This is a genomic window from Rhodopseudomonas sp. P2A-2r (genome assembly GCF_026015985.1).
In the GTDB taxonomy this organism is placed as follows: Bacteria; Pseudomonadota; Alphaproteobacteria; order Rhizobiales; family Xanthobacteraceae; genus Tardiphaga.
This window is the reverse complement of the sequence record NZ_CP110389.1, coordinates 600,269-620,307: the sequence shown is the minus strand read 5'-3', so window position 1 is coordinate 620,307 and position 20,039 is coordinate 600,269. Positions and strand designations below refer to the sequence as shown.

The window sequence follows — 20,039 nt, the reverse complement described above, 5'->3', positions numbered from 1 at the left end:
GATCCCGGTTCTCCCGTCCGGCGAAGCGGGGCCCCGGATCTGCGGCGCACCACGCCGCTATGCGGCGCAGTGCACCGCGTCCGGGGAACACGAGAAGGCCCTACACCGACACCGCGTAAAGCTCATACTCGCCGCGCACCAGTTCGATATGCGCGCGCATGGCATTCGCCGCACCGATGCGGTCGCCGCGCATGATCGCGACGACGACGCGGTCGTGCTCCATCTGCGACTTCGCTAAACGCCCGAGATTGCGGAACTGGGCGCGGCGGAACGGCTGCACGCGGACCCGCGTCGCCAGTGTGATTTCGGCGATGTAGTCGTTCTGCGCGCCGGCATAGATGGCGTTGTGGAAGCGTTCGTTGACCTCGTGGAAACGATCCGGATTGCCGTCGTAGCTTAGCACCCGCAATTCCTCGTGGATCGCTTCCAGCGCATGGCGCTGCAGCGGCGGCATCCGTTCGGCGGCAAAGCCGGCGCACATGGCCTCCAGTTCGGCCATCGCCTCGAACATGCCGGTCAGCCGCTCCAGCGACGGCCGCGCCACCACGGCGCCGCGATGGGCGCGGGAGTCCACCAGACCGCTGGCGCCGAGCTGGCGCAGCGCCTCGCGCACCGGGGTCCGCGACACGTTGAAGCGTTCGGCAATGTCGGTCTCATCGAGCGCGGCGCCCGGCGCCAGCACGCCGCGGACGATCTCGTCGGCCAGTTGCAGACGCAGTTCCTCGGCGCGGGTGATCTTGACCGGAGTTGCATTGACGCGACCGATCGCGGCCACACCGGCCTTCAGGCGCGGCTTGCGCGCTCCCGGCAGTGCCGCCATGTCGTCGAAACTCATGAATGTCTCACGCCTTGCTGCCCTGCGACTCGTCGATAATGCTGACATGGGCGGCGACGATCCGCCAGCCTTCCGGGAAGCGGATCCAGGTCTGCATCTGCCGGCCGACCTTGCCGGGCGCGCTGTCGCGGTAGAACAGGGTCGAAGCCACCGCGGTGTCGCGGCCATAGGACGAGATCACCGTCCTATCGGTGCGGCGCATCAATCCGACCGGGGAGCGGGCGCCGCGAAACGCCTGGATGGCGTCGTAGCCGTAGAGGTTCTCGTCGATGCCGTAGCGCAGGGTGCGGGGATCGTTGCGGAACAATTCGCCGAGTACCGCAGTGTCGTTGCTGACGAGCGCCGCTTCATAGCGCGCGAACGCAGCGCCGACCTCGGCCAGCACGTCGGGAAGATCGATATCCATGGTCAGAATCCTTTGGGGCGTGGGGCTGCGGCGACGCCGGCCTGTTGCAGCGCGTAAGCGACGCGCAATGCGATGTCTTCCCGCCACGGGGCGGCGATGATCTGGACACCGATCGGCATCGGTTCCAGCGGCACCGGGACCGCGACGACCGGCAGGCCTATGAAGGAGATCGGCTGGGTGTGGATGCCGATATTGGCGCGCACCGGCAGCTCGACGCCGTCGAGCACGAAGGTTTGCTGGCCCAGCTTCGGCGCCACGCAGGGCGTCGACGGCGCGATGATCACGTCGACGTCCTTGAACAGTTCGAGGACGCGGGCGCGGTACCAGCGGCGGAATTTTTGCGCGCGGTCGACCAAAGGCGCCGGCACCATGGCGCCGGCCAGCAGCCGGTCGCGCACCGCGGGATCGAAATCGTTCGGCCGCATGCGCAGCCGGTCGAGATGCAGCGAGGCGCCCTCAACAGTGGAGATCACGTAAGCCGCCGAACGGGCACGCGCCACCTCCTGCAATTCGACCTCGCGGGTGACGCCGAGCGCCTTGGCGACGCGGGCCACAGCTTCCTTCGCTTCCGGAAACAGGTTGGCCCTGAAGTAGCCGCCCGCCAGCGCGATCCGGAGGCCGCCGATGTCCTGCGCCAGCAGCGAACTCACCGGTTCGATATCGCGCGTCGAGCAGGCGGCGTCCTCCGCGTCCGGCCCCTGCATGGCATCGTAGGACAAAGCGAGATCTTCAACCGTGCGCGCGAACGGGCCGAGATGGTCGAAGCTGGCGACGAAGGGAAACGAGTGCGCCCGCGACAGGCGGCCATAGGTCGGCTTGAGGCCGAAGATGCCGCAGAACGACGACGGCACCCGGATCGAGCCGTTGGTGTCCGAGCCCAGCGCCAGCGGCACCAGACCGCCGCCCACCGCGCCGCCGGAGCCGCCCGACGAGCCGCCGGTCATCCGCGTGATGTCATGGGGATTGCGCGAGGCGCCGTCATGGACATTCTCGCCGGTGAAGTCATAGGCGTATTCGCCCATGTTGAGTCCGCCGACCAGCACGGCACCGGCGGCTTCCATGCGCTCGACGAGCGTGGCATCGCGGGTGGAGACCGGCCGGTCGCGGTTGATCTTCGAGCCGGCGCGGGTCGGCAGGCCCGCGAGGTCGAACAGATTCTTCACCGCGAACGGCACGCCGGCCAGCCGGCCGACAGTGTCGCCGGCGGCGATGGCGGCATCGACCGCACGGGCCTTGGCGCGGGCGCGCTCGGCAGTGACGTCGGTGAACGCGTTGAGCACCGGATCGTGCACGGCGATCCGCGCCAGCGCCGCCTCGGTCACCGCGAGCGCAGTGATCCTCTTCGCCGCCACCGCTCTAGCGATGTCGGCTGCGGGCAGCCATTCGCCATCGGCCATGATTGCGGGATCAGGCTGCAAAGACACTGGCGGGCTCGATTTCATCGGGAAGGGAAAATTCGTCGACCATGCGCGCCATCTTCAGCGTAACGGCGAGATTGGCGCACACGGCAGGCTTCCAGGACTCTTCGATCGGCAATCCCAGAGCGGACGCCACGGCGTCGATATAGTCGTCAAGCGGTTCGGCCACGATGGTCCTTCTTCCGTTGCGCTTCAGTGAACCGGCAGCGGCGGATGCGGGATCGCCGACAGCAGCTCTCTTGTATAGTCGTCCTTCGGTGCGTCGAGCACGGCCTCGGTCTGGCCCTGCTCGACGATTCGCCCGGACCGCATCACGATGACACGATCGCACAACAAGCGCACCACATTCAAATCGTGCGACACGAACAGATAGCTCATCCCCATGGACTGCTTGAGGTCCTGCAGCAGGTTCAGCACCACCGCCTGCACGGAAACGTCGAGCGCCGCGGTGGGCTCGTCGAGGATCACCAGTTTCGGTTGTAGCGCGATAGCTCGGGCGATGCCGACGCGAGCCTTCTGGCCGCCGGACATCTGATGCGGAAAGCGATCCAGCAGATCCAGCGGCAGCCCGACCTGGCGCGCCAGATCCTCGCACTTCGCCCGCAGCGCGTCGCCGCCCTTGATATCGCCGAGCTGCATGATCGGATCGGCGATGGCCCGCGCCGCAGTGAAGCGCGGGTTGAGGCTGTCGGTGGGATCCTGAAACACCATCTGGATGTTTTTGCGCAACGGAAGACGGGCGAAGGCATTGGGCGGGATCGCGCCGATATCATCGCCGTCGAAGGTGATGGTGCCCGACGACTTGTCGATCAGCCGCATCACCATCATCGATGTCGTCGACTTGCCGCAGCCGGACTCGCCGACCAGACCCACGCTCTCGCCGTGGCCGACCGTGAAGCTGATGCCGTCGACGGCGCGAAAATGATCCGGCTCGGCCGCGGGTTTTCGCGAAAACAATTTTGCGAGGCTCGCTGTAGCGCCCTGGCGAGGGTATTCCTTGACGAGATTGTCGATGACGAGGAGGGGCTGGGACACGGCCGGAGTGTCCCCTCCCCCTTGTGGGGGAGGGTCAGGGAGAGGGTGCCGCGGGCGACGGCGTTTGTGGCTCCCCTCTCCCGGAGCCTCGCTACGCGAGGCTCCGACCTCTCCCGCTGGGGAGAGGTGAAGGAAGCAAGGGGAGAGCTGAACACCGGCATCGCCGCGCGCTCTTCCGGCGGCAGCAGATCGCGCAACGAAATCCCCAGCCGCGGCGTCGCCTGCATCAGTTTCTTCGTGTAGGGGTGCTGCGGATTGGCAAAAATGTCCGCCGACAAAGCGGTCTCCACCACCCTGCCCTTCTCCATCACCACGACGCGGTCGCAATAGGCGGCGGCGAGGCCGAGGTCGTGGGTGATCAGGATGGTCGACATGCCGCGGCTTTTGGTCAGTTCGACGATCAGGTCCATCACCGCCTTCTGCGTGGTGACGTCGAGGCCGGTGGTCGGCTCGTCGGCGATCAGCAGTTGCGGATTGCAGGCCAGTGCCAGCGCGATCACCACGCGCTGGCACATGCCGCCCGACAGTTCGAACGGATAGGCGTGATAGCGCTCGCGGGGACGCGCGATCTTCACCGCCTCCAGCGCCGCGATGGCCTTCTCGCCGCGGTCGCCGGCTGCCGACTGAAGGTGCTGACGCAGCACGTCCTCGATCTGGTCGCCGACCTTGCGGATCGGGTTCAGCGCCGCGCGCGGGTTCTGGAAGATCATCGAGATCTCTCGCCCGCGCAGGTCGCGCATCTGGCTCTCGGTCGCGCCCTTGATGTCGACGCCGGAGAACATCACCGAGCCCTCGGCGATGGAGCCGGCGCGATCGAGGATCCGCATCACCGCATAGGAGGTGACCGACTTGCCGGAGCCGGACTCGCCGACGATGCCCAGCGTCTCGCCCTTGGCGACGGAGATGTTGACGTGCTGCACCGCCTTGACGATGCCGCGCCGGGTGGCGAATTCGACGGTGAGGTCATGGACATCGAGCAGGGGCCGGGCGGTCATGAGCAAAACTCCGTCTCGTTTCCCGGACGCGCTGCAGCACGCAGCGCCGCAGGCGCGCAGTGATGCTGCGCAGATCCGGGATCGCGCCAGGCGTTGATCAACGATCCAAATGGGTCCCGGTTCTGCAGCGCACGACGTCGCTTCGCTCCGTACTGCGCTGCGCCCGGGACACGAGAGTGGAGCTGTGTTGCCATCCTCACGTCCTCCGGGAGGGATCGACGATATCGCGCAGACCGTCGCCGAGCAGGTTGAAGCAGAACACCGCGATCATCAGCGCCAGGCCGGGAAACAAGGCGATCCACCATTCGCCGGACACCATGAACGAGGCGCCCTCGGCGACCATGATGCCCCATTCCGCCGTGGGCGGCCGCACGCCGAGGCCGATGAAGGACAGGCCGGCGGCGTTGAGGATGGCGTAGCCCATGGTCAGCGACATCTGCACGATCATGATCGGCATGATGTTCGGCAGGATATGCACCAGGAGGATGCGCATCTCACTGTTACCGGACAGCCGCGCCGCCTGCACGAAGCCGGCGTCGCGGCGGACGTTGGCCTCGGCGCGGGCGACGCGGGCATAGAGCGGGAAGTTCACGATGGCGGTGGCGATGATGATGTTCTGCACGGTGTTGCCGAGTGCGGCGACGATGCCCATGGCCAGCACGAACAGCGGAAACGCCATGATGGTGTCGCTGATGCGGCCGACGATGCGGTCGGTCCAGCCGCCGAAATAGCCGGACGCGATGCCGGCGAGGCCGCCCATGGCGAACACCAGCAGCACCGAGGCGATGGCGATGAAGAAGTCCAGCCTTGTTGCCACAATCACGCGGCTGAAAATGTCGCGGCCAAGCTGGTCGGTGCCGAACCAGTGCGCCACCGACGGCGGCTTCAGCGCCTGCGCGGTGTCGGAGGCCAGCGGATCCCAGGGCACGATGGCCGGACCGAACACTGCGGCGAACACGATCAGCACCAGCAGTCCGAATGCGAAGGCGGTGACGCGGTTTTCGCCGAGGATATAGCACGTGTGCTGGAACGTAGCCGCCAGCGCCGAAGTACGCGCGGCGGCGGGTTCGTTGAGAGGAGCGACGGTGCTGCTCATGGTCTCACCCTTCCATCCTGACGCGGGGATCGATGACGCCGTAGAGAATGTCGATGATCAGGTTGATCAGCACGTACATCACCGCCATCGTGAGCACGAAGCCCTGCACGGGGGCGAAGTCCGAGGAGATCAGCGCTTCCACGGCATAGGAGCCGATGCCCGGCCAGGCGAACACCTTTTCGACCAGCACATTGGCGCCGAGCAAAAATGAAAACGTCATCGACAGCGTGGTGATGACCGGCAGCATGGCGTTGCGGAACGCATAGGTGACGATCACCGCGCGTGGCGAAAGGCCTGACGCGCGCGCGGTACGCACGAAATCCGACGACAGGACCGCCAGCATCGAGGCGCGGGTCATGCGCGCGATCGGCGCCAGCGAGAAGATCGCCAATGTGGCGGTCGGCAGGATCAACTGGTTGAAGGAGGAGCGGAACGCCTCCCAGTCGCGCGCGAGCAGGCTGTCGATCAGGTAGAAGTTGGTGACCGACGGCGGCGTGGTGGCGAACACGTCGAGCCGTCCCAGGGGCGCCGGAGACCAGCCGAGCCGGAAGTAGAACACATAGACCAGCACCAGCCCGGTGAAGAACACCGGCAGCGACACGCCGGCGCTGGTGGTGATGCGACAGAGATGATCGATCCACGAGCCCGGCCGCGTGGCCGCGAGAATGCCGAGCGGAATGGCGATGACGACGGAGACGATCAGGCCGAGCAGCGTGAGTTCGGCGGAGGCCGGCAGGCGGTTGCGGATTTCGGTGGCGACCGGCTGGCCGGTGGTGAGCGAATTGCCGAAGTCGCCGCGGGCAAGGTCGGCGGTATAGCGGAAGAACTGCTCGATCAGCGGCTTGTCGAGGCCGAGCTTCTTGCGGATTTCCTCCACGGCGTTCTTGTCCGCCGAGGGACCGGCGAAGTACGCCGCCGGATCACCGGGCAATGCGCGGGTGAGAAGAAACGTCACGATGACCACGCCGATCAGCGAGGGGATCGCGAACATCAGGCGCTTGGCGATCAGGGTCAGCATGATGATGGCCCCATGTTGTGGGAGGCACGCGCAGCGAAGCGCGGAGAGCCCCTCCCCCTTGTGGGGGAGGGCTGGGGAGAGGGGAGCAAAAGGCGCCGGCGTTCGTGGCTTACCCTCTCCCGGCGCTACGCGCCACCCTCCCCCACAAGGGGGAGGGGAAACCGAGAGGCCGGAGCTAACCACGGCTTCCATCGCCGTTACGCCTTCACCAACGCGCGGTAATCCAGCCGGCGGTGGAACCAGTATTGATAGCCACTGATATTCTTCTGCATCGCGACGTTGACGTAGGGCTGGTACAGCGGGATGCGCGGCATGTCGGTGAAGGCGAGATCGACGAAGCCCTTGACGTCGGCGTCATAGGCCGCCTTGTCGCCTGACGCCGCCGCGGCGCGAGCGCCGTTGATCAACTTGTCCATCTCCGGCGACTTGTAGCTCATGGTGTTGAACACCGAATTGTCGCCGTGATAGCACCAGTAGAAGAAGTATTCGGGGTAATCGAGCCAGCCGGAAAACACGTTGGTGTAGAGCGGCATTTCCTTCTTGTTCAGCTCGGTGCGCCAGTTGGCGCCGGGGATCTTGTTGATGGTGGTCCTGATGCCGATCTGGCCAAGGCTTTCCTGGACCAGCACGCAGAGCGGCTCGTTGACCACGGCAAAGCCGAGATCGAACGAGATCGTGGTTTCGAAGCCGTTGGGATAGCCGGCCTCGGCGAGCAGCGCCTTGGCCTTGGCGATGTCGGTATTGTACTTGTGCGGCTGCGGCCACGCGACTTCGGTGGGCTTGTCGGCAGACGCGCCGAACATCGGGTTGGCGAGACCGAACAGCACCGCGTCGATGATCTTCTGGTAGGGGATCGCATAGGCGACAGCCTGGCGCACCTTGGGATTGTCGAACGGCGCCTTGGTCACGTTCATGCCGATGTACTGGATGCCGTTGGAGAACGGCAGCGACACCACGTCGAGTTTGCCGTTGGCCTTGATCTCCTGGAAGTCCTTGTAGGGCAGCTCATAGGACATGTCGGCATCGCCGCGTTCCAGCAGCGCACGGCGGTTCCCGGCCTGCGGCACCATGCGCCAGATCACGCGCTTGATCTTGGGTAGCGGGCCGCACACCCAGTCGTCGTTGCGCTCCATGATCACTTCGGTGCCGGCGGTCCACTTGGTGACCTTGTAGGCGCCGCCGGCGGCGGTCTGCATCTTGGTGTATTCGAGACCCCACGGATCCTTCTCGCTGGCGTTCTTCTTCACCAGCTCGGAATTGATCACGCAGGGCACGATCACAGCGAGATCGGGAATCGTCAGCCGGTCCTTGGTGGCGAAGTCGACGCGCACGGTGTGATCGTCGACGATGACGAACTGCTCCGGCTTCTTCAGCGAGCCGGCGCTCATCTGGAAGGTCGGAAAGCCGCCAACGCTGACCGCGCGGTCCAGCGACCACTTGACGTCCTTCGCCGTCACCGGCGTGCCGTCGTGAAATTTGGCGTTCTTGCGCAGCTTGAAGGTCGCCGACATGTCGCCGACCTGCATGTCCTCGGCGAGTTCCGGCTTGAACTTGTCGCGGTCGTAGTAAGGCACGCCGCCGGGGCCGGCCTTCATCTCGTGGCCGATCAGCCGGTCGTAGCAATTCCACGACACCTCGTAGCCCGGCACGTTGGTGCCGACGCCGTGAATGTCGAGATTGTTCGGGCCGCTCTCGGAGACGATCAGCAGGGTTTCGGACCGGGCATCCGCACGGGCGGCAGAGAAGATCGCAGGGCTGGAGACGGCGGCCGTGGCGGCCACGCCGGTGACAGACTTGAGGAAATCGCGGCGCTTCATCGGCAGGCTCCAAGGCACAGGGGTCAAAGGGCGTTGGAACCTGACTTCGCAAGGTTTGTGCCAGAATTTAACAAAATCTTGATTTTCGCTTAAGGCACTGTCCTGCAGACAGAAATCCGATTTTCTGTGGCCGACACCGGCGGCGACCACGCCGCTCATTGCATACAAAGATCATGCATTGATAATAAAATAGGCAGTTGATGTTGGCCGGTCACTCGGTGGGCAGGCCTTCTTTCGCCGCGATGACGGTAGATTAGAGGGCTTCAAGCAGCATGACCGGATCTTGAATTGCCGCGCATTATGGCGTGACCTTACAAAGGCCATCGCCGACACCGCACATACCGCACCATTCCCGGCTCGACGCCGCCCCTGAGCACCGCTCCACAGCAGGTCAGATCGCCGATGAAGATGTCCGACCGCAGCCCGCTTCGTTTTTACGGTACCGGCGCGACGCTCGCGGCGCTGCTGCTTTCGCCGCAAGCCGCCCTTGCCACCACCATCGACGCCCAACTGCCGCGCAACCTGTCGCCGTGGGGCATGTTCATGGCCGCCGACCTTGTCGTGAAGGCGGTGATGGTCGGCCTGGCCTTCGCCTCGCTGGTGACCTGGACGGTGTGGCTGGCCAAGGCCATCGAGCTGCAGCGCGAAAGCTCCAGGGCCCGGCGCCGGCTCGCGCTGCTGGAAAGCGACACCACGCTGGCGCAGATGGAGCGCGACAGCCTTGAGGCCAGGGATGCCGTGGCGCAGCTGATCCACAGCGCGGCGCGCGAGACCAGCCTGTCCGGCGGGCTGTTCGACGACGGCTTCAAGGAGCGCATCGCGCTGCGGCTGGAACGCGTCGAGGCCGCCATGGCGCGACGCATCGGCCGCGGCACCGGCGTGCTGGCCACCATTGGCGCCACCGCGCCTTTCGTCGGCCTGTTCGGCACCGTGTGGGGCATCATGAACGCCTTCATCGGCATTTCCGAAGCCCACACCACCAACCTCGCAGTGGTGGCGCCGGGCATCGCCGAAGCCCTGCTGGCCACCGCCATGGGCCTGATCGCCGCGATCCCGGCGGTGGTGATCTACAATCAGCTGGTGCGCGGCATTGCCGGCTATCGCGCCTTGCTTGGCGACGCCTCGGCGCAGGTGATGCTGCTGATCAGCCGCGACGCCAGCCGCCGCGGCCTGTCGCTGGCGCGGGCGGCGGAGTAGCGATCATGGGCGCAAGACTCGGCGGATCGCGCGGGGGCGACGACCTCGAGGTGCAGCACGAGATCAACGTCACGCCGTTCATCGACGTGATGCTGGTGCTGCTGATCATCTTCATGGTGGCGGCCCCCTTGGCCACCGTCGACCTCGGCGTCGACCTGCCCGCCTCCGCGGTGGAGCCGCAGCCGCGCCCGGACAAGCCGGTGTTCGTCACGGTAAAGCCCGACCTGACCATGGCGGTCGGCGAAGAGACGATCGCGCGCGACGCGCTGAGTGCCACGCTCGATACCGCATCGAAAGGCAACAAGGACGAACGCATCTTCCTGCGCGCCGACAAGGCGGTCAGCTACGGCGACCTGATGGAGGTGATGAACCTGCTGCGCAATGCCGGCTATCTCAAGGTCGCGCTGGTCGGCCTCGACGGACGCAGCTGACCGTGAACGCCTTCGCGCTGCACGCCCCGACCGACAACAGCGGCCTACGCTGGACAGTGTCGGCCGCGGTGATCCTGGCGCTGCATGCCGGCCTGATCGCCGCCGGGATGGCGTGGTACCGCGAGCAGCCGCCGACCGGCACCGAAATGCCGACCATCATGATCGACATGGCGCCGGCGTCCGCCGCGCCCGAGGCCCAGCCGATGGACGTGGCGCCCGGCCCGGAGATGCAGCAGGCCGACGAGCCGACTCCGCCGACGACGCCCGAACCGATGGCGCAGCCGCCGGTGGAGGAACAGATCGCGCCGACGCCGCCGGTGGAAAAGCCGGTGGTCGAGGCGCCGCCCGAACAGAAGGCCGAGCCCGTACCGCCGCCCGAGCCGGTCCCGGAGCCCGCCAAGGTTGCGCCCGAACCGCCGAAGGTGAAACCGGAGCCGATCAAGCCGAAGCCGGTCCGCACCGAAGTGAAGAAGAAGCCGAGCGACACCCCGCCGGCGCCGCGCACGTCCGCCGCGCCGCGCGCCGAACGGGTCGGCCGCGCGGCAGCGGCGGCAACGGCCGGCGCCGCGGCAGCCGCGGCGGCGCTCCCGTCTTACCGCGATCGCCTCGCCGCGCACCTGCAGCGCTACAAGCAATATCCGGAGAGCGCCAAATCCGCGGGCCGGCAGGGCACCGCCATGCTCAGCTTCACCGTCAGCCGCAGCGGCCAGGTGCTGGGCAGCCGGCTGGCCGGCTCGTCGGGGGTGCCCGAACTCGACGCCGAGACCATGGCGATGATCCGCCGCGCGCAGCCGCTGCCGGCGTTCCCGCCGGAAATGACCCAGGCGTCGCTGAGCTTTACGGTGCCGGTGCGGTTTTCGATCCGGTAGTTGTTGGCGCTGCGACGGCTGTCGAACGTCGCGCTACTGGTCCGGATTGGCGCGCTCGAACTGACGCAGCAGCCGGTTGCCGCGATCGACGGCCGCATCGAGCGCGGCCTGCGCCGACTTCTTGCCGCTGAAGGCCAGTTCGAGTTCGTCCTCGATGGCGTCGCGGACCAGCACGAAGGAGCCCAATCGCACCCCGCGCGAATTGTCGGTCGGCGGCTTCAGGGTCACCTGCTCGATGGAAATCGCAGTGCCCGGATTGCGGTCGTAGAAACCCTGCGCGCGGGTCAACTCATAGGCCGCGCGGGTGATCGGCAGATAGCCCGTGTTCTGATGCCACGCCGCCTGGATCTCCGGCTTCGACAAGTAGGCGAAGAATTTGGCGACGCCCTTGTATTCGTCGCGTGGCCGATCGCGCAGCACCCACAGCGTGGCGCCGCCGATGATCGAATTCTGCGGCGCAGCAGGAACGTCGGGCCAGTAGGGCAGCATGCCGTAGCCGACCTCGAACCGCGCATTGGCCAGGATATCGGCGCGGGTCCCCGATGAGCCCAGGAAGATCGCACATTCACCGTGCTGGAACCGCGGTTCGGCCACGACGTTGCGGCCGCTGTAGTCGAATATGCGGGTCTTCTGCCAGTCCGCGAGCTGCGCGATGTGGCGCACCATCAGCGGATTGTTGAAGGTCAGCACCGCATCGAGCCCGCCGCGGCCATTGGATTTCGTCGCCATCGGCACGTCGTGATAGGCCGAGAAGTTCTCGACGTTGATCCATGACGGCCACGAGGTGGTGAAGCCGCAAGGCGCGCCGGCAGCGCGCAACCGCTTCGCCGCCGCGCCGAGCTCCGGCCAGGTTTTCGGCGGCGCGTTGGGATCGAGGCCGGCGGCGCGGAACAGATCCTTGTTGTAGTACAGGATCGGCGTCGAGGCATTGAACGGGAACGACAGCATGTTGCCGGCCATATCGGCATAGTAGCCGGTGATCGCCGGCAGGAAGGCCGCCGCCACGAACGGCTCTGCCTGATCGCGCATCAGCTCATGGACCGGATAGAGCGCGCCCTTGGCCGCCATCATGGTGGCCGTCGCGATCTCGTTGACCTGGACGATGGCCGGCTGGCTACGCGAGCGGAAGGCAAAGATCGCAGCGCTCACGGTTTCGGTGTAGTTGCCCTTGTAGACCGGCACCACGCGGAATTCGGCCTGCGACGCGTTGAAATCGGTGGCGAGTTTCTCCAGCTGCCGTCCGAGCTGGCCGGACATGGCGTGCCACCACTGGATCTCGGTGGCCGCTTGCACGGGGGACACCAGCGCAAGTAAAGCCGCTGCCATCGCGATGGTGAGATGTTTGATCGCCGATCTCAGCATGTCTGCCCCGGCCCCACCGACCAATGATCCCGGTTTGAGGTCTTCGCTAGATTGACGCCATAGGCCATTTTCAGACACCCTCCTGTCGGGAAATATAATACGATGACTGACCGCACCATTTGAACGTTTTTTCAAAGTAGAGCGACATAGCCTTGGTGGAGACCGAGCAGAACGGCGAATCGGGGCGGCGGGACGGGCAGGCGGCGCATGGCCGATCCGGCATCGTGGCGCTTGTTCGTGCGATTCCGATCCGCTGGCGCATCCTGTCGATTGCCGCGCTGAATTCCGCTGTGGTGGTCGTGCTGGCCGTCCTGATCTGGAGCGGCACCCACGTTCTGTCGTCGGCCTGGGACGACGTTCGGCAGGTCCGGCAGTCCGACCAGATTCTGGCGCTGCTGGAGAGCGAGACCGGGCGGCTGCAGAACCTGATCCACCGCTATATCAACCAACCGAGCCCCGAACTCTTCGCCGAAATCCTGCTGCTGCGCGAGGCGGTGCTCGGCACCCTCAACACCCGCGCGTCCACCGATCCGATGCTGTCCGGCTCGGTGGCCGAACTGGAGCGCGTGACCGAGCGCTTCCTGAGCGGCTTCGGCGAATTGCGCGCGCTGCAGACCACGATCTCCAAGACCTATGAGGAGCAGGTGCTGAGTCCCGCCAAGGACATGGCCGGGCTGTACTCGATCATCGAGGGCGCCACCGCGCAGCGCGACGCCCTGATCTGGCCGGCGCTCGGCAAGTCCCGCGAAGCCTTCACCGCCATGCTGGTGGCCGCCAACGCCTACTACCTGTCGCTGGCGTCGGCCGCCGCCGAGGACGCCCACCGCAACACCGAAACCATCGAGCGCACCATTCCGGTGATGACCGATCTCGCCGACAACGACCTGCAACGCATTGCGCTGCAGCGCCTGAAGGACCGCGCTGTGGCACTGCGCCAAGGCCTTGCCCACCTCTCCGAGCAGCTCACCAGCCGCACCGATCTGCTGCGCAACTCCATCGACGCCAGCCAGGCCGACACCATCGGCGCCATCGACGGCCTGTCGGTGAAGATGCGGCAGCGCGAGCAGAACGCCCAGGCCACCTTCGACCGCACCCTGTCGGACATCTCGCGCAAGGTGCTGCTGATCGCGGTGGTGTTCCTCGCCGTCATCATGATCGCGGGCATTGTCATCGCGCTCAGCATCCGGCTGCCGCTGCAGCAGATCATGGCGTCGATGCACGCCATCACCTCGGGCGACTACGATCGCCGGGTGCAAGGCACCGCGGCGCGCGACGAGGTCGGCGCCATGGCGCGCGCGGTCGACGTTTTCCGCGAGAATGCCATCGCCAAGCGCGAGACCGAGAATGAACTGCGGGCCTCCAAGGAGAGGGCCGAAAGTGCCCTGCTCGAACTGAATGCCGCGCAGCAGAATTTGATCGATGCGGAACGGCTGGCGGCGCTGGGCGGCCTGGTGGCCGGCGTCGCCCACGAGGTCAACAATCCGATCGGCATCAGCCTGACCGTAGCCTCGAGTTTCGCCCGCCGCGTCGAGATGTTCGGCGCCGAACTGCGCTCCAACACGCCGATGCGTCGCTCGCAGCTGGAGGAATTCGTCCGTACCTCGCAGGATGCCGCGCAGCAACTGGTGGGCAACCTGCACCGCGCCGGAGAGCTGATCCAGTCGTTCAAGCAGGTGGCGGTCGACCGGTCGCACGCCGAACGGCGGCAGTTCAGCCTCTCGGAGGCCACCGACCAGATCGTCGCCAGCCTGCGGCCGGTGCTGAAGAAGGCGCCGATCAGCCTGACCATCGACGTGCCGGACGGCCTGATCATCGACGGCTATCCCGGCTCCTACGGCCAGATCCTGACCAACCTGTTCCTCAACGCCGCCAACCACGCCTTCCCGGACGGCAAACCGGGCGCGATCTCGATCACGGCGCGGCCGCGCGGCGCCGATGACATCGAGATCATCTTCGCCGACAATGGTGCCGGCATGACGCCCGACGTGCAGCGCCAGGCTTTCGATCCGTTCTTCACCACGCGCCGCAACGAAGGCGGCACCGGCCTTGGCCTCCACATCGTCTACAACCTGGTCACCCAGCAGCTCGGCGGACGCATGATGCTGGAGTCGAGACTGGGACAAGGCACGACATTTCGCATTATCATGCCGCGGGCCGCCACCGGCGCTTCCGCTGACGCCGCAACAAACAACGGGACCACGCAATGGCCGACCAGGACGATGTCCTCCAACTGATCGAAGATTTCGGGCCCGAGCCCGAGGCATCGACAGGGCGCAGGTGGAAAATAGCCGTGATCGACGACGATCACGCGGTGCATGAGGGCACCCGCTTCGCGCTCAGCGACTACAGTCTCAACGGCCAGGGCCTCGAGATCCTCTCGGCCTATTCGGCTGCGGAAGGCCAGACCCTGATGCGCGCGCATCCGGACATCGCCGCGGTACTGCTCGACGTCATCATGGAAACTGACGCCGCCGGGCTCGACCTCGTCGAGTTCATCCGCAATGAGCTTCAGAACGAGACCGTCCGCATCATCCTGCGCACCGGGCAGCCCGGCCAGGCGCCGGAACGCCGCGTCATCGTCGATTACGACATCAACGACTACAAGGCCAAGACCGAGCTCACCGCCGACAAGCTGTTCACCTCGCTGACCGCGGCGCTGCGCAGCTACCAGCAGCTCGAACGCATGGTGCAGACAAGGCGCGGGCTCGAGATCATCCTCGACGCCGCCTCGACGCTTTACGACTTCAAGTCGATGCAGCGGCTTGCCGAGGGCGTGCTGACCCAGATTGCGTCGCTGCTGAATGTCGACTGCGCCGGAATCCTGGTGCTGCGCGACAGCGGCACGAAAGGCGACGATTTTGCGGTACTGGCCGGCTCCGGCTGCTACAGCCGTTTCATCGGCTGCCCCGGCCCGCAGGGACTCGATCCGGACCTGCGGCAGATGGTCGAAGAGGCATTCCGCCGCCGCAAGCACGACTTCGCCGACCAGCGCACCGTGCTCTATGTGCGCACCGGCAGCGGACGCGAGGTGGTGGTGCTGCTGCAGGCCGAACATCAGCTGTCCGACACCGACCGCTCGCTGGTGGAGATCTTCGGGAGCCGGCTGTCGATCGCCTTCGACAATGTGATCCTCTATCAGCAGCTCCATGAGGCCAATACGCAGCTCGAGGACCGTGTCGCCCAGCGCACGCGCGCCTTGATGCAGGCCAATCGCCGACTGTCGGCGCAATGGCTGCGGCTGCAGCGCGCCAACGGCTTCAAGAACGAGATTCTCGGCACCGTCGCCCACGACCTGAAGAATCCGCTCGGCGTCATCCTCGGCCGCACCGAAATGCTGACCGAGCTGATCTCCGCCGGAGCCGCCAAGGACAGCATCGCCGCGCAGGTCGATCATATCCGCGACGCCACGCGACGCCTGACCTCGATGGTCGATCACCTCATCAACGACGCCATGGCCGATGCCTTCGACATCACCATCCGGCGGGAGGCCGTCGATATTTCCGCGCTGGTCACCGAAGTCGCCGAGGCCAACAGGCCGCTGGCCGTCAACAAGCAGCAGGTCATGACCGTGTCGGCATCGACCCGCGATCACACCATGTGCGATGCCGACCGGATGCGCGAGGCGATCGACAATCTCATCAGCAACGCCATCAAATACAGTCCGATCGGCGGCAAGATAGCCATCTCCGTTGCCTGCGACGGCGAGAACGCCATCGTCCGCGTCAGCGACGAAGGCGCCGGCCTGTCGCCGGAGGATATCGACCGGCTGTTCGGCCGCTTCCAGCGGTTGTCGGCCAAGCCCACCGGCGGCGAAAGCTCGACTGGCCTTGGCCTGTCGATCGTCAAGCGGATCGTCGACATGCATGGCGGCGAGGTGACTGCGGACAGTCCCGGCCCCGGCCGCGGCGCGACTTTCACCATCATCCTGCCTGCGACAGCCGAAGCGTGACATGAGCCAGAGCCCGCATATCATCATTGTCGACGACGAAGCACCCGCCCGTGAAATGGTCGGCGATTATCTCAAAATGCACGGCTTCTCCGTCACCCTGTGCGACGGTGGCAAGAGCCTGCGCGGCGTAATCGAGACCGGCGTGCCGGATCTCGTGGTGCTCGACCTCAACATGCCTGAGGAAGACGGGCTGTCGATCATCCGCGACCTGAAAAGCCGCACCAACGTGCCGGTGATCATGCTGACGGCCACCGCCAGCCCGATCGATCGCGTGGTGGGGCTGGAGCTCGGCGCCGACGACTACATCGCCAAGCCCTGCGAGTTGCGCGAGCTGATGGCACGGATCCGTTCGGTGCTGCGACGCAGTGCCGTCAAGCCAGCGCCGGCCGAGGTTGCAGCGCCGGCCAAGGCCGAGACCGACCATCTGGTTCGCTTCGGCACCAAATGGCTCGACCTGCAGGCCCAGGCGCTGCGCGACGACGAGGGCAACGAACACCCGCTGACCGCATCGGAATTCGGCCTGCTGAAGGTGTTCGCGGCCAATCCCAAGCGGGTGCTGTCGCGCGAACGGCTGCTTGAACTGGCCAATGCACGCGACGCCGAGGCGTTCGACCGCGCCGTCGACCTGCGAATCATGCGGATTCGCCGCAAGATCGAACCGGACCCGACCAAGCCGGCGGTGATCCGCACCATTCGCGGCGGCGGCTATCTGTTTTCCCCGGCGGGCGACAAGGCCTGAGCGGATTTTGCGGCCGGCAAGCCCGGAATCCTCGCCTGCCACGCCACGCCTAGGCGTGGCATGGCCCTCCAGTGTGATCTGGATCACAAAGTAGCGGCGCCGGCGCGATCCGGCACGGGGGCGTCACGCCCCTTAAAATCATTACTGTTTTTCTCTGAATGTGTCGCCGCCCGCTTCGCGACGAAACATTCCATAGGTGGCATGAAACCATTTTCGGTTTTGACGCAGACGTCCCGAAACCCGCGCTGGCTATCACTCCTCCCAACGAAGCCGCCATTTGCGGTGTCTCACGGGAGCCGATCATGCAGAACGTCATCGCCATCAGCGCCGCAGGCCATCAGGGCATCATTGCCGCCCGGGCTACCTCCGATGAAATGTTGCTGGAGCGCATTTCAGGCGGCGACCGGACCGCGATGCACACGCTGTATTCGCGCCACCATGTGCGGGTCTACCGCTTCGTGCTGCGCATGCTGCGCGACACGACGCTGGCCGAAGACCTGGTCAGCCAGGTGTTCCTGGACGTGTGGCGCACCGCCGGCCAGTTCGAGGGCCGCTCGCAGGTCTCGACCTGGCTGCTGTCGATCGCCCGCTTCAAGGCGCTGACCGCGCTGCGCCAGCGCAAGCACGAGGACATAGACCAGGACGACGTGATGGAGATCGCCGATTCCGCCGACACGCCGGAGGCGTCGCTCGAGCGCAGCCGCACCAGCGCCATCCTGCGCGCCTGTGTCGCCAAGCTGTCGCCGGCGCATCGCGAGATCGTCAACCTGGTCTACTATCACGAGAAGTCGGTGGAAGAGGTGGCGTCGCTGATCGGTATCCCCGCTTCCACGGTGAAGACCCGGATGTTCTACGCCCGCAAGCAGCTGGCCGAACTGCTCAAGAGCGCCGGCATCGATAGCCTCGCCGCGTAATCGAGGTCACGATGTGATTGGGATCACGATGTGATCGGGATCACGGTCGCGCGACGAAACACATGAAACAGTCGACGACATCGGCCGGAAAGAATCGCCTGCTATTCCAATCATCACCAACGCCGAACAGGGAGTGAGAAAATGCTGAATCCCACCTTCCGCTTCTTCGTCATCCCGCTCGGCGCGATCTGCACCCTGGCCTCGCTGTCGGCCCAGAACACCGCGCCTCACGCCCCACGCGACGGCGCGATGACGGTCCGCCAGCAGGTGATCGACTGCAGCAGCAGGAACCCGGCGGAGGTATGCGTGATCTCCTTCGACGGTGATGCCCGCCGCTGATTGAATTTTTCTCCCACGTTCCGACCTCCAAACAGCCTTCGACCCGGACGGGATGCCCCTTCCGGGTCTTTTTTGTTTGGATACGACGATCTCCGATGTCGTCCCCGCCTTCGCGGCGACGACAGGAGAGTTCGCGATGCCGCCTCGTGCGTCTCACGAACACGTGACGCCTGCCGCGTAACGGGATTGCATCTCATCGCGAAGACCCATCATGCGCCCGTCGTGACGATCCGGTCATGAGCGCGGCGCGCCATGGGGCCGACCAATGCTCAACCTCGTTCTCGCTGTGCTCGCCGGTGTGCTGACCATCGCCGCACCCTGCACGCTGCCCATGCTGCCGATCCTGCTCGGCGCATCGCTGGGTCACACCGGCAGGATACGTCCGGCGATGATCGCCCTCGGCTTCGTGCTGTCGTTTTCCTTTGTCGCCCTGCTGCTCGGCTGGCTGACCCAGGCCTTCGATTTCGATCCGAATGTGCTGCGTACCGCCGCGGCTGTCCTGCTGCTCGGCTTCGGGGTGCTGATGATCTGGCCGACGCCGTTTCATTGGCTGACCAACCGCATCGGCGGATACACGTCCGAAGGAAGCCGTGCGGTCGCGCATCCCGGCAATATCGGCGGCTTCGTGCTCGGCACCACGCTGGGGCTGGTATGGACGCCCTGCGCCGGTCCGGTGCTCGGTTCGATCCTGACGATCGTCGCGACATCGAAGGATGTCGCCTGGGGCAGCACCCTGATGATCGCCTACGCCGTCGGCGCGGCGATCCCCATGCTGGCGATCGCCTATGGCGGCCAGGCAGTCACCACGCGGGTCCGCAGCATCGCACGGATTTCGCCGAGGCTGCAGCAGGCCTTTGGCGTCATCGTGATCGGCTTCGCGGTCGCCTCCTACTTTCAGTACGACACGCAGATCGTGGCGTGGCTGACAGCCTTCTACCCCACCGGCCAGCTCGGCCTGTAACCTCCGAGGAACATGACATGAAGACCCGCTCGTTCATTACGTCCGCCTCGCTCCTTGCAGCCCTGCTCGGAACGGCCCTGCCTGCCCTCGCCGGCGAAACCGGCAACCCGCCGGCGCCCCTGCAGATGGCTGCAGCCCAGGATGTCGCGCCGGAATTCAGCGGCATCGGCACCTGGTTCAACTCGGGGCCGCTGACGATGGCAGGCCTGCGCGGCAAGGTGGTGCTGGTGAACTTCTGGACCTATGGCTGCGTCAACTGTGTGAACACGCTGCCGCACGTCACGGAGCTCTACGCCAAATACAAGGATCGCGGCTTTGTCATCGTTGGCGTCCACACGCCCGAATTCCCGTTCGAACGCTCGGCATCAAACGTGAACGCCGCATTGCAACGCCACGGCATCACCTATCCGGTGGCGCAGGACAATGACTCGCGGACCTGGAATGCCTACAGCAACCGCTACTGGCCGGCCCAATACATCGTCGATCAGGGTGGACATATTGTCTACCAGCACGACGGCGAAGGCCAGTATGAGAAAATTGAGAGCACGATCAAAAGCTTGCTGAAAGCGAGCAGCTAGGGAACCGGCGCGGCAGAAGACATCCCGAGATAGGATCGACACAGACCACGTGCTAATCATCCCGATGCGAGTTGCGGAAG

The 20,039-nt window shown here is 65.6% G+C and carries 18 protein-coding genes and 1 pseudogene; 10 read left to right on the top strand and 9 right to left on the bottom strand.

The window, feature by feature from the left end; translation table 11 throughout:
- Positions 1-100: 100 nt before the first annotated feature.
- The 8 genes and pseudogenes from ONR75_RS02935 to ONR75_RS02900 all read right to left on the bottom strand — a co-directional run bounded on the left by ONR75_RS02935 (position 101) and on the right by ONR75_RS02900 (position 8,620).
- Entirely contained in the window at positions 101-835 is a 735-nt protein-coding gene (locus ONR75_RS02935; RefSeq protein WP_413776428.1) for a GntR family transcriptional regulator, read from the bottom strand.
- A 7-nt stretch (positions 836-842) separates the two neighbouring features.
- Positions 843-1,241 (bottom strand): oxalurate catabolism protein HpxZ, encoded by a 399-nt coding sequence (hpxZ, locus tag ONR75_RS02930; RefSeq protein ID WP_265081303.1) that lies wholly within the window; start codon positions 1,239-1,241, stop codon positions 843-845.
- Positions 1,242-1,243: 2 nt separating this feature from the next.
- Complete coding sequence (locus tag ONR75_RS02925; RefSeq protein WP_265081302.1) at positions 1,244-2,638, bottom strand: AtzE family amidohydrolase; 1,395 nt, start codon at positions 2,636-2,638, stop codon at positions 1,244-1,246.
- 10 nt (positions 2,639-2,648) lie between these two features.
- Entirely contained in the window at positions 2,649-2,828 is a 180-nt protein-coding gene (locus tag ONR75_RS02920; protein WP_265081301.1) for a DUF4089 domain-containing protein, read from the bottom strand.
- A gap of 23 nt (positions 2,829-2,851) precedes the next feature.
- A pseudogene (locus ONR75_RS02915) lies at positions 2,852-4,689 on the bottom strand (dipeptide ABC transporter ATP-binding protein).
- A 196-nt stretch (positions 4,690-4,885) separates the two neighbouring features.
- Entirely contained in the window at positions 4,886-5,785 is a 900-nt protein-coding gene (locus ONR75_RS02910) for an ABC transporter permease (protein ID WP_265081300.1), read from the bottom strand.
- Positions 5,786-5,789: 4 nt separating this feature from the next.
- Positions 5,790-6,803, bottom strand: a complete 1,014-nt coding sequence (locus ONR75_RS02905) for an ABC transporter permease (protein ID WP_265081299.1) — start codon at positions 6,801-6,803, stop codon at positions 5,790-5,792.
- Between the two features lie 197 nt (positions 6,804-7,000).
- Positions 7,001-8,620: an ABC transporter substrate-binding protein gene (locus tag ONR75_RS02900; protein WP_265081298.1), complete on the bottom strand. Its 1,620-nt coding sequence runs from the start codon at positions 8,618-8,620 to the stop codon at positions 7,001-7,003.
- Positions 8,621-9,022: 402 nt separating this feature from the next.
- Here ONR75_RS02900 and exbB point away from each other — a divergent pair, with 402 nt between their 5' ends.
- From exbB to ONR75_RS02885, 3 genes are read left to right on the top strand one after another with little or no spacing between them, the layout of a single operon-like run.
- Positions 9,023-9,817, top strand: a complete 795-nt coding sequence (exbB, locus tag ONR75_RS02895; protein ID WP_413776427.1) for a tonB-system energizer ExbB — start codon at positions 9,023-9,025, stop codon at positions 9,815-9,817.
- 5 nt (positions 9,818-9,822) lie between these two features.
- Entirely contained in the window at positions 9,823-10,248 is a 426-nt protein-coding gene (gene exbD, locus ONR75_RS02890) for a TonB system transport protein ExbD (RefSeq protein ID WP_265081297.1), read from the top strand.
- A gap of 2 nt (positions 10,249-10,250) precedes the next feature.
- Entirely contained in the window at positions 10,251-11,117 is an 867-nt protein-coding gene (locus ONR75_RS02885) for a TonB family protein (RefSeq protein ID WP_265081296.1), read from the top strand.
- Positions 11,118-11,150: 33 nt separating this feature from the next.
- Here ONR75_RS02885 and ugpB read toward each other — a convergent pair whose 3' ends face one another.
- Positions 11,151-12,479: a sn-glycerol-3-phosphate ABC transporter substrate-binding protein UgpB gene (gene ugpB, locus ONR75_RS02880; protein WP_265081295.1), complete on the bottom strand. Its 1,329-nt coding sequence runs from the start codon at positions 12,477-12,479 to the stop codon at positions 11,151-11,153.
- 221 nt (positions 12,480-12,700) lie between these two features.
- Here ugpB and ONR75_RS02875 point away from each other — a divergent pair, with 221 nt between their 5' ends.
- The 7 genes from ONR75_RS02875 to ONR75_RS02845 all read left to right on the top strand — a co-directional run bounded on the left by ONR75_RS02875 (position 12,701) and on the right by ONR75_RS02845 (position 19,959).
- Positions 12,701-14,713 carry an ATP-binding protein gene (locus tag ONR75_RS02875; RefSeq protein WP_265083511.1) on the top strand — a complete coding sequence of 671 codons (2,013 nt, stop codon included), beginning with the start codon at positions 12,701-12,703 and terminating at the stop codon, positions 14,711-14,713.
- Entirely contained in the window at positions 14,683-16,428 is a 1,746-nt protein-coding gene (locus tag ONR75_RS02870) for a DUF3369 domain-containing protein (RefSeq protein WP_265081294.1), read from the top strand. The genes ONR75_RS02875 and ONR75_RS02870 overlap by 31 nt, the downstream gene beginning before the upstream one ends.
- A gap of 1 nt (position 16,429) precedes the next feature.
- Positions 16,430-17,167 carry a response regulator gene (locus ONR75_RS02865; RefSeq protein ID WP_265081293.1) on the top strand — a complete coding sequence of 246 codons (738 nt, stop codon included), beginning with the start codon at positions 16,430-16,432 and terminating at the stop codon, positions 17,165-17,167.
- A gap of 302 nt (positions 17,168-17,469) precedes the next feature.
- The gene (locus ONR75_RS02860; RefSeq protein ID WP_265081292.1) at positions 17,470-18,081 is read left to right on the top strand and encodes a sigma-70 family RNA polymerase sigma factor; all 612 of its coding nucleotides are present in this window, start codon (positions 17,470-17,472) and stop codon (positions 18,079-18,081) included.
- Between the two features lie 141 nt (positions 18,082-18,222).
- On the top strand, positions 18,223-18,420 hold the full coding sequence (locus ONR75_RS02855; protein ID WP_265081291.1) for a hypothetical protein: 198 nt from the start codon (positions 18,223-18,225) through the stop codon (positions 18,418-18,420).
- Between the two features lie 265 nt (positions 18,421-18,685).
- Positions 18,686-19,381, top strand: coding sequence for a cytochrome c biogenesis CcdA family protein (locus tag ONR75_RS02850; protein WP_265081290.1), 696 nt, complete (start codon positions 18,686-18,688; stop codon positions 19,379-19,381).
- A gap of 17 nt (positions 19,382-19,398) precedes the next feature.
- Complete coding sequence (locus ONR75_RS02845; protein WP_265081289.1) at positions 19,399-19,959, top strand: thioredoxin family protein; 561 nt, start codon at positions 19,399-19,401, stop codon at positions 19,957-19,959.
- Positions 19,960-20,039 lie beyond the last annotated feature (80 nt).

Excerpts from the sequence above, each read along its gene's own strand:
- ONR75_RS02925 (WP_265081302.1), bottom strand. The coding sequence starts at position 2,638 with ATGGCCGATGGCGAATGGCTGCCCGCAGCCGACATCGCTAGAGCGGTG.
- ONR75_RS02850 (WP_265081290.1), top strand. The coding sequence starts at position 18,686 with ATGCTCAACCTCGTTCTCGCTGTGCTCGCCGGTGTGCTGACCATCGCC.
- ONR75_RS02900 (WP_265081298.1), bottom strand. The coding sequence starts at position 8,620 with ATGAAGCGCCGCGATTTCCTCAAGTCTGTCACCGGCGTGGCCGCCACG.
- exbD (WP_265081297.1), top strand. The coding sequence starts at position 9,823 with ATGGGCGCAAGACTCGGCGGATCGCGCGGGGGCGACGACCTCGAGGTG.
- ONR75_RS02870 (WP_265081294.1), top strand. The coding sequence starts at position 14,683 with ATGGCCGACCAGGACGATGTCCTCCAACTGATCGAAGATTTCGGGCCC.
- ONR75_RS02860 (WP_265081292.1), top strand. The coding sequence starts at position 17,470 with ATGCAGAACGTCATCGCCATCAGCGCCGCAGGCCATCAGGGCATCATT.
- ONR75_RS02910 (WP_265081300.1), bottom strand. The coding sequence starts at position 5,785 with ATGAGCAGCACCGTCGCTCCTCTCAACGAACCCGCCGCCGCGCGTACT.
- ugpB (WP_265081295.1), bottom strand. The coding sequence starts at position 12,479 with ATGCTGAGATCGGCGATCAAACATCTCACCATCGCGATGGCAGCGGCT.
- ONR75_RS02855 (WP_265081291.1), top strand. The coding sequence starts at position 18,223 with ATGCTGAATCCCACCTTCCGCTTCTTCGTCATCCCGCTCGGCGCGATC.
- ONR75_RS02935 (WP_413776428.1), bottom strand. The coding sequence starts at position 835 with ATGAGTTTCGACGACATGGCGGCACTGCCGGGAGCGCGCAAGCCGCGC.
- exbB (WP_413776427.1), top strand. The coding sequence starts at position 9,023 with ATGAAGATGTCCGACCGCAGCCCGCTTCGTTTTTACGGTACCGGCGCG.
- ONR75_RS02845 (WP_265081289.1), top strand. The coding sequence starts at position 19,399 with ATGAAGACCCGCTCGTTCATTACGTCCGCCTCGCTCCTTGCAGCCCTG.
- ONR75_RS02865 (WP_265081293.1), top strand. The coding sequence starts at position 16,430 with ATGAGCCAGAGCCCGCATATCATCATTGTCGACGACGAAGCACCCGCC.
- hpxZ (WP_265081303.1), bottom strand. The coding sequence starts at position 1,241 with ATGGATATCGATCTTCCCGACGTGCTGGCCGAGGTCGGCGCTGCGTTC.
- ONR75_RS02905 (WP_265081299.1), bottom strand. The coding sequence starts at position 6,803 with ATGCTGACCCTGATCGCCAAGCGCCTGATGTTCGCGATCCCCTCGCTG.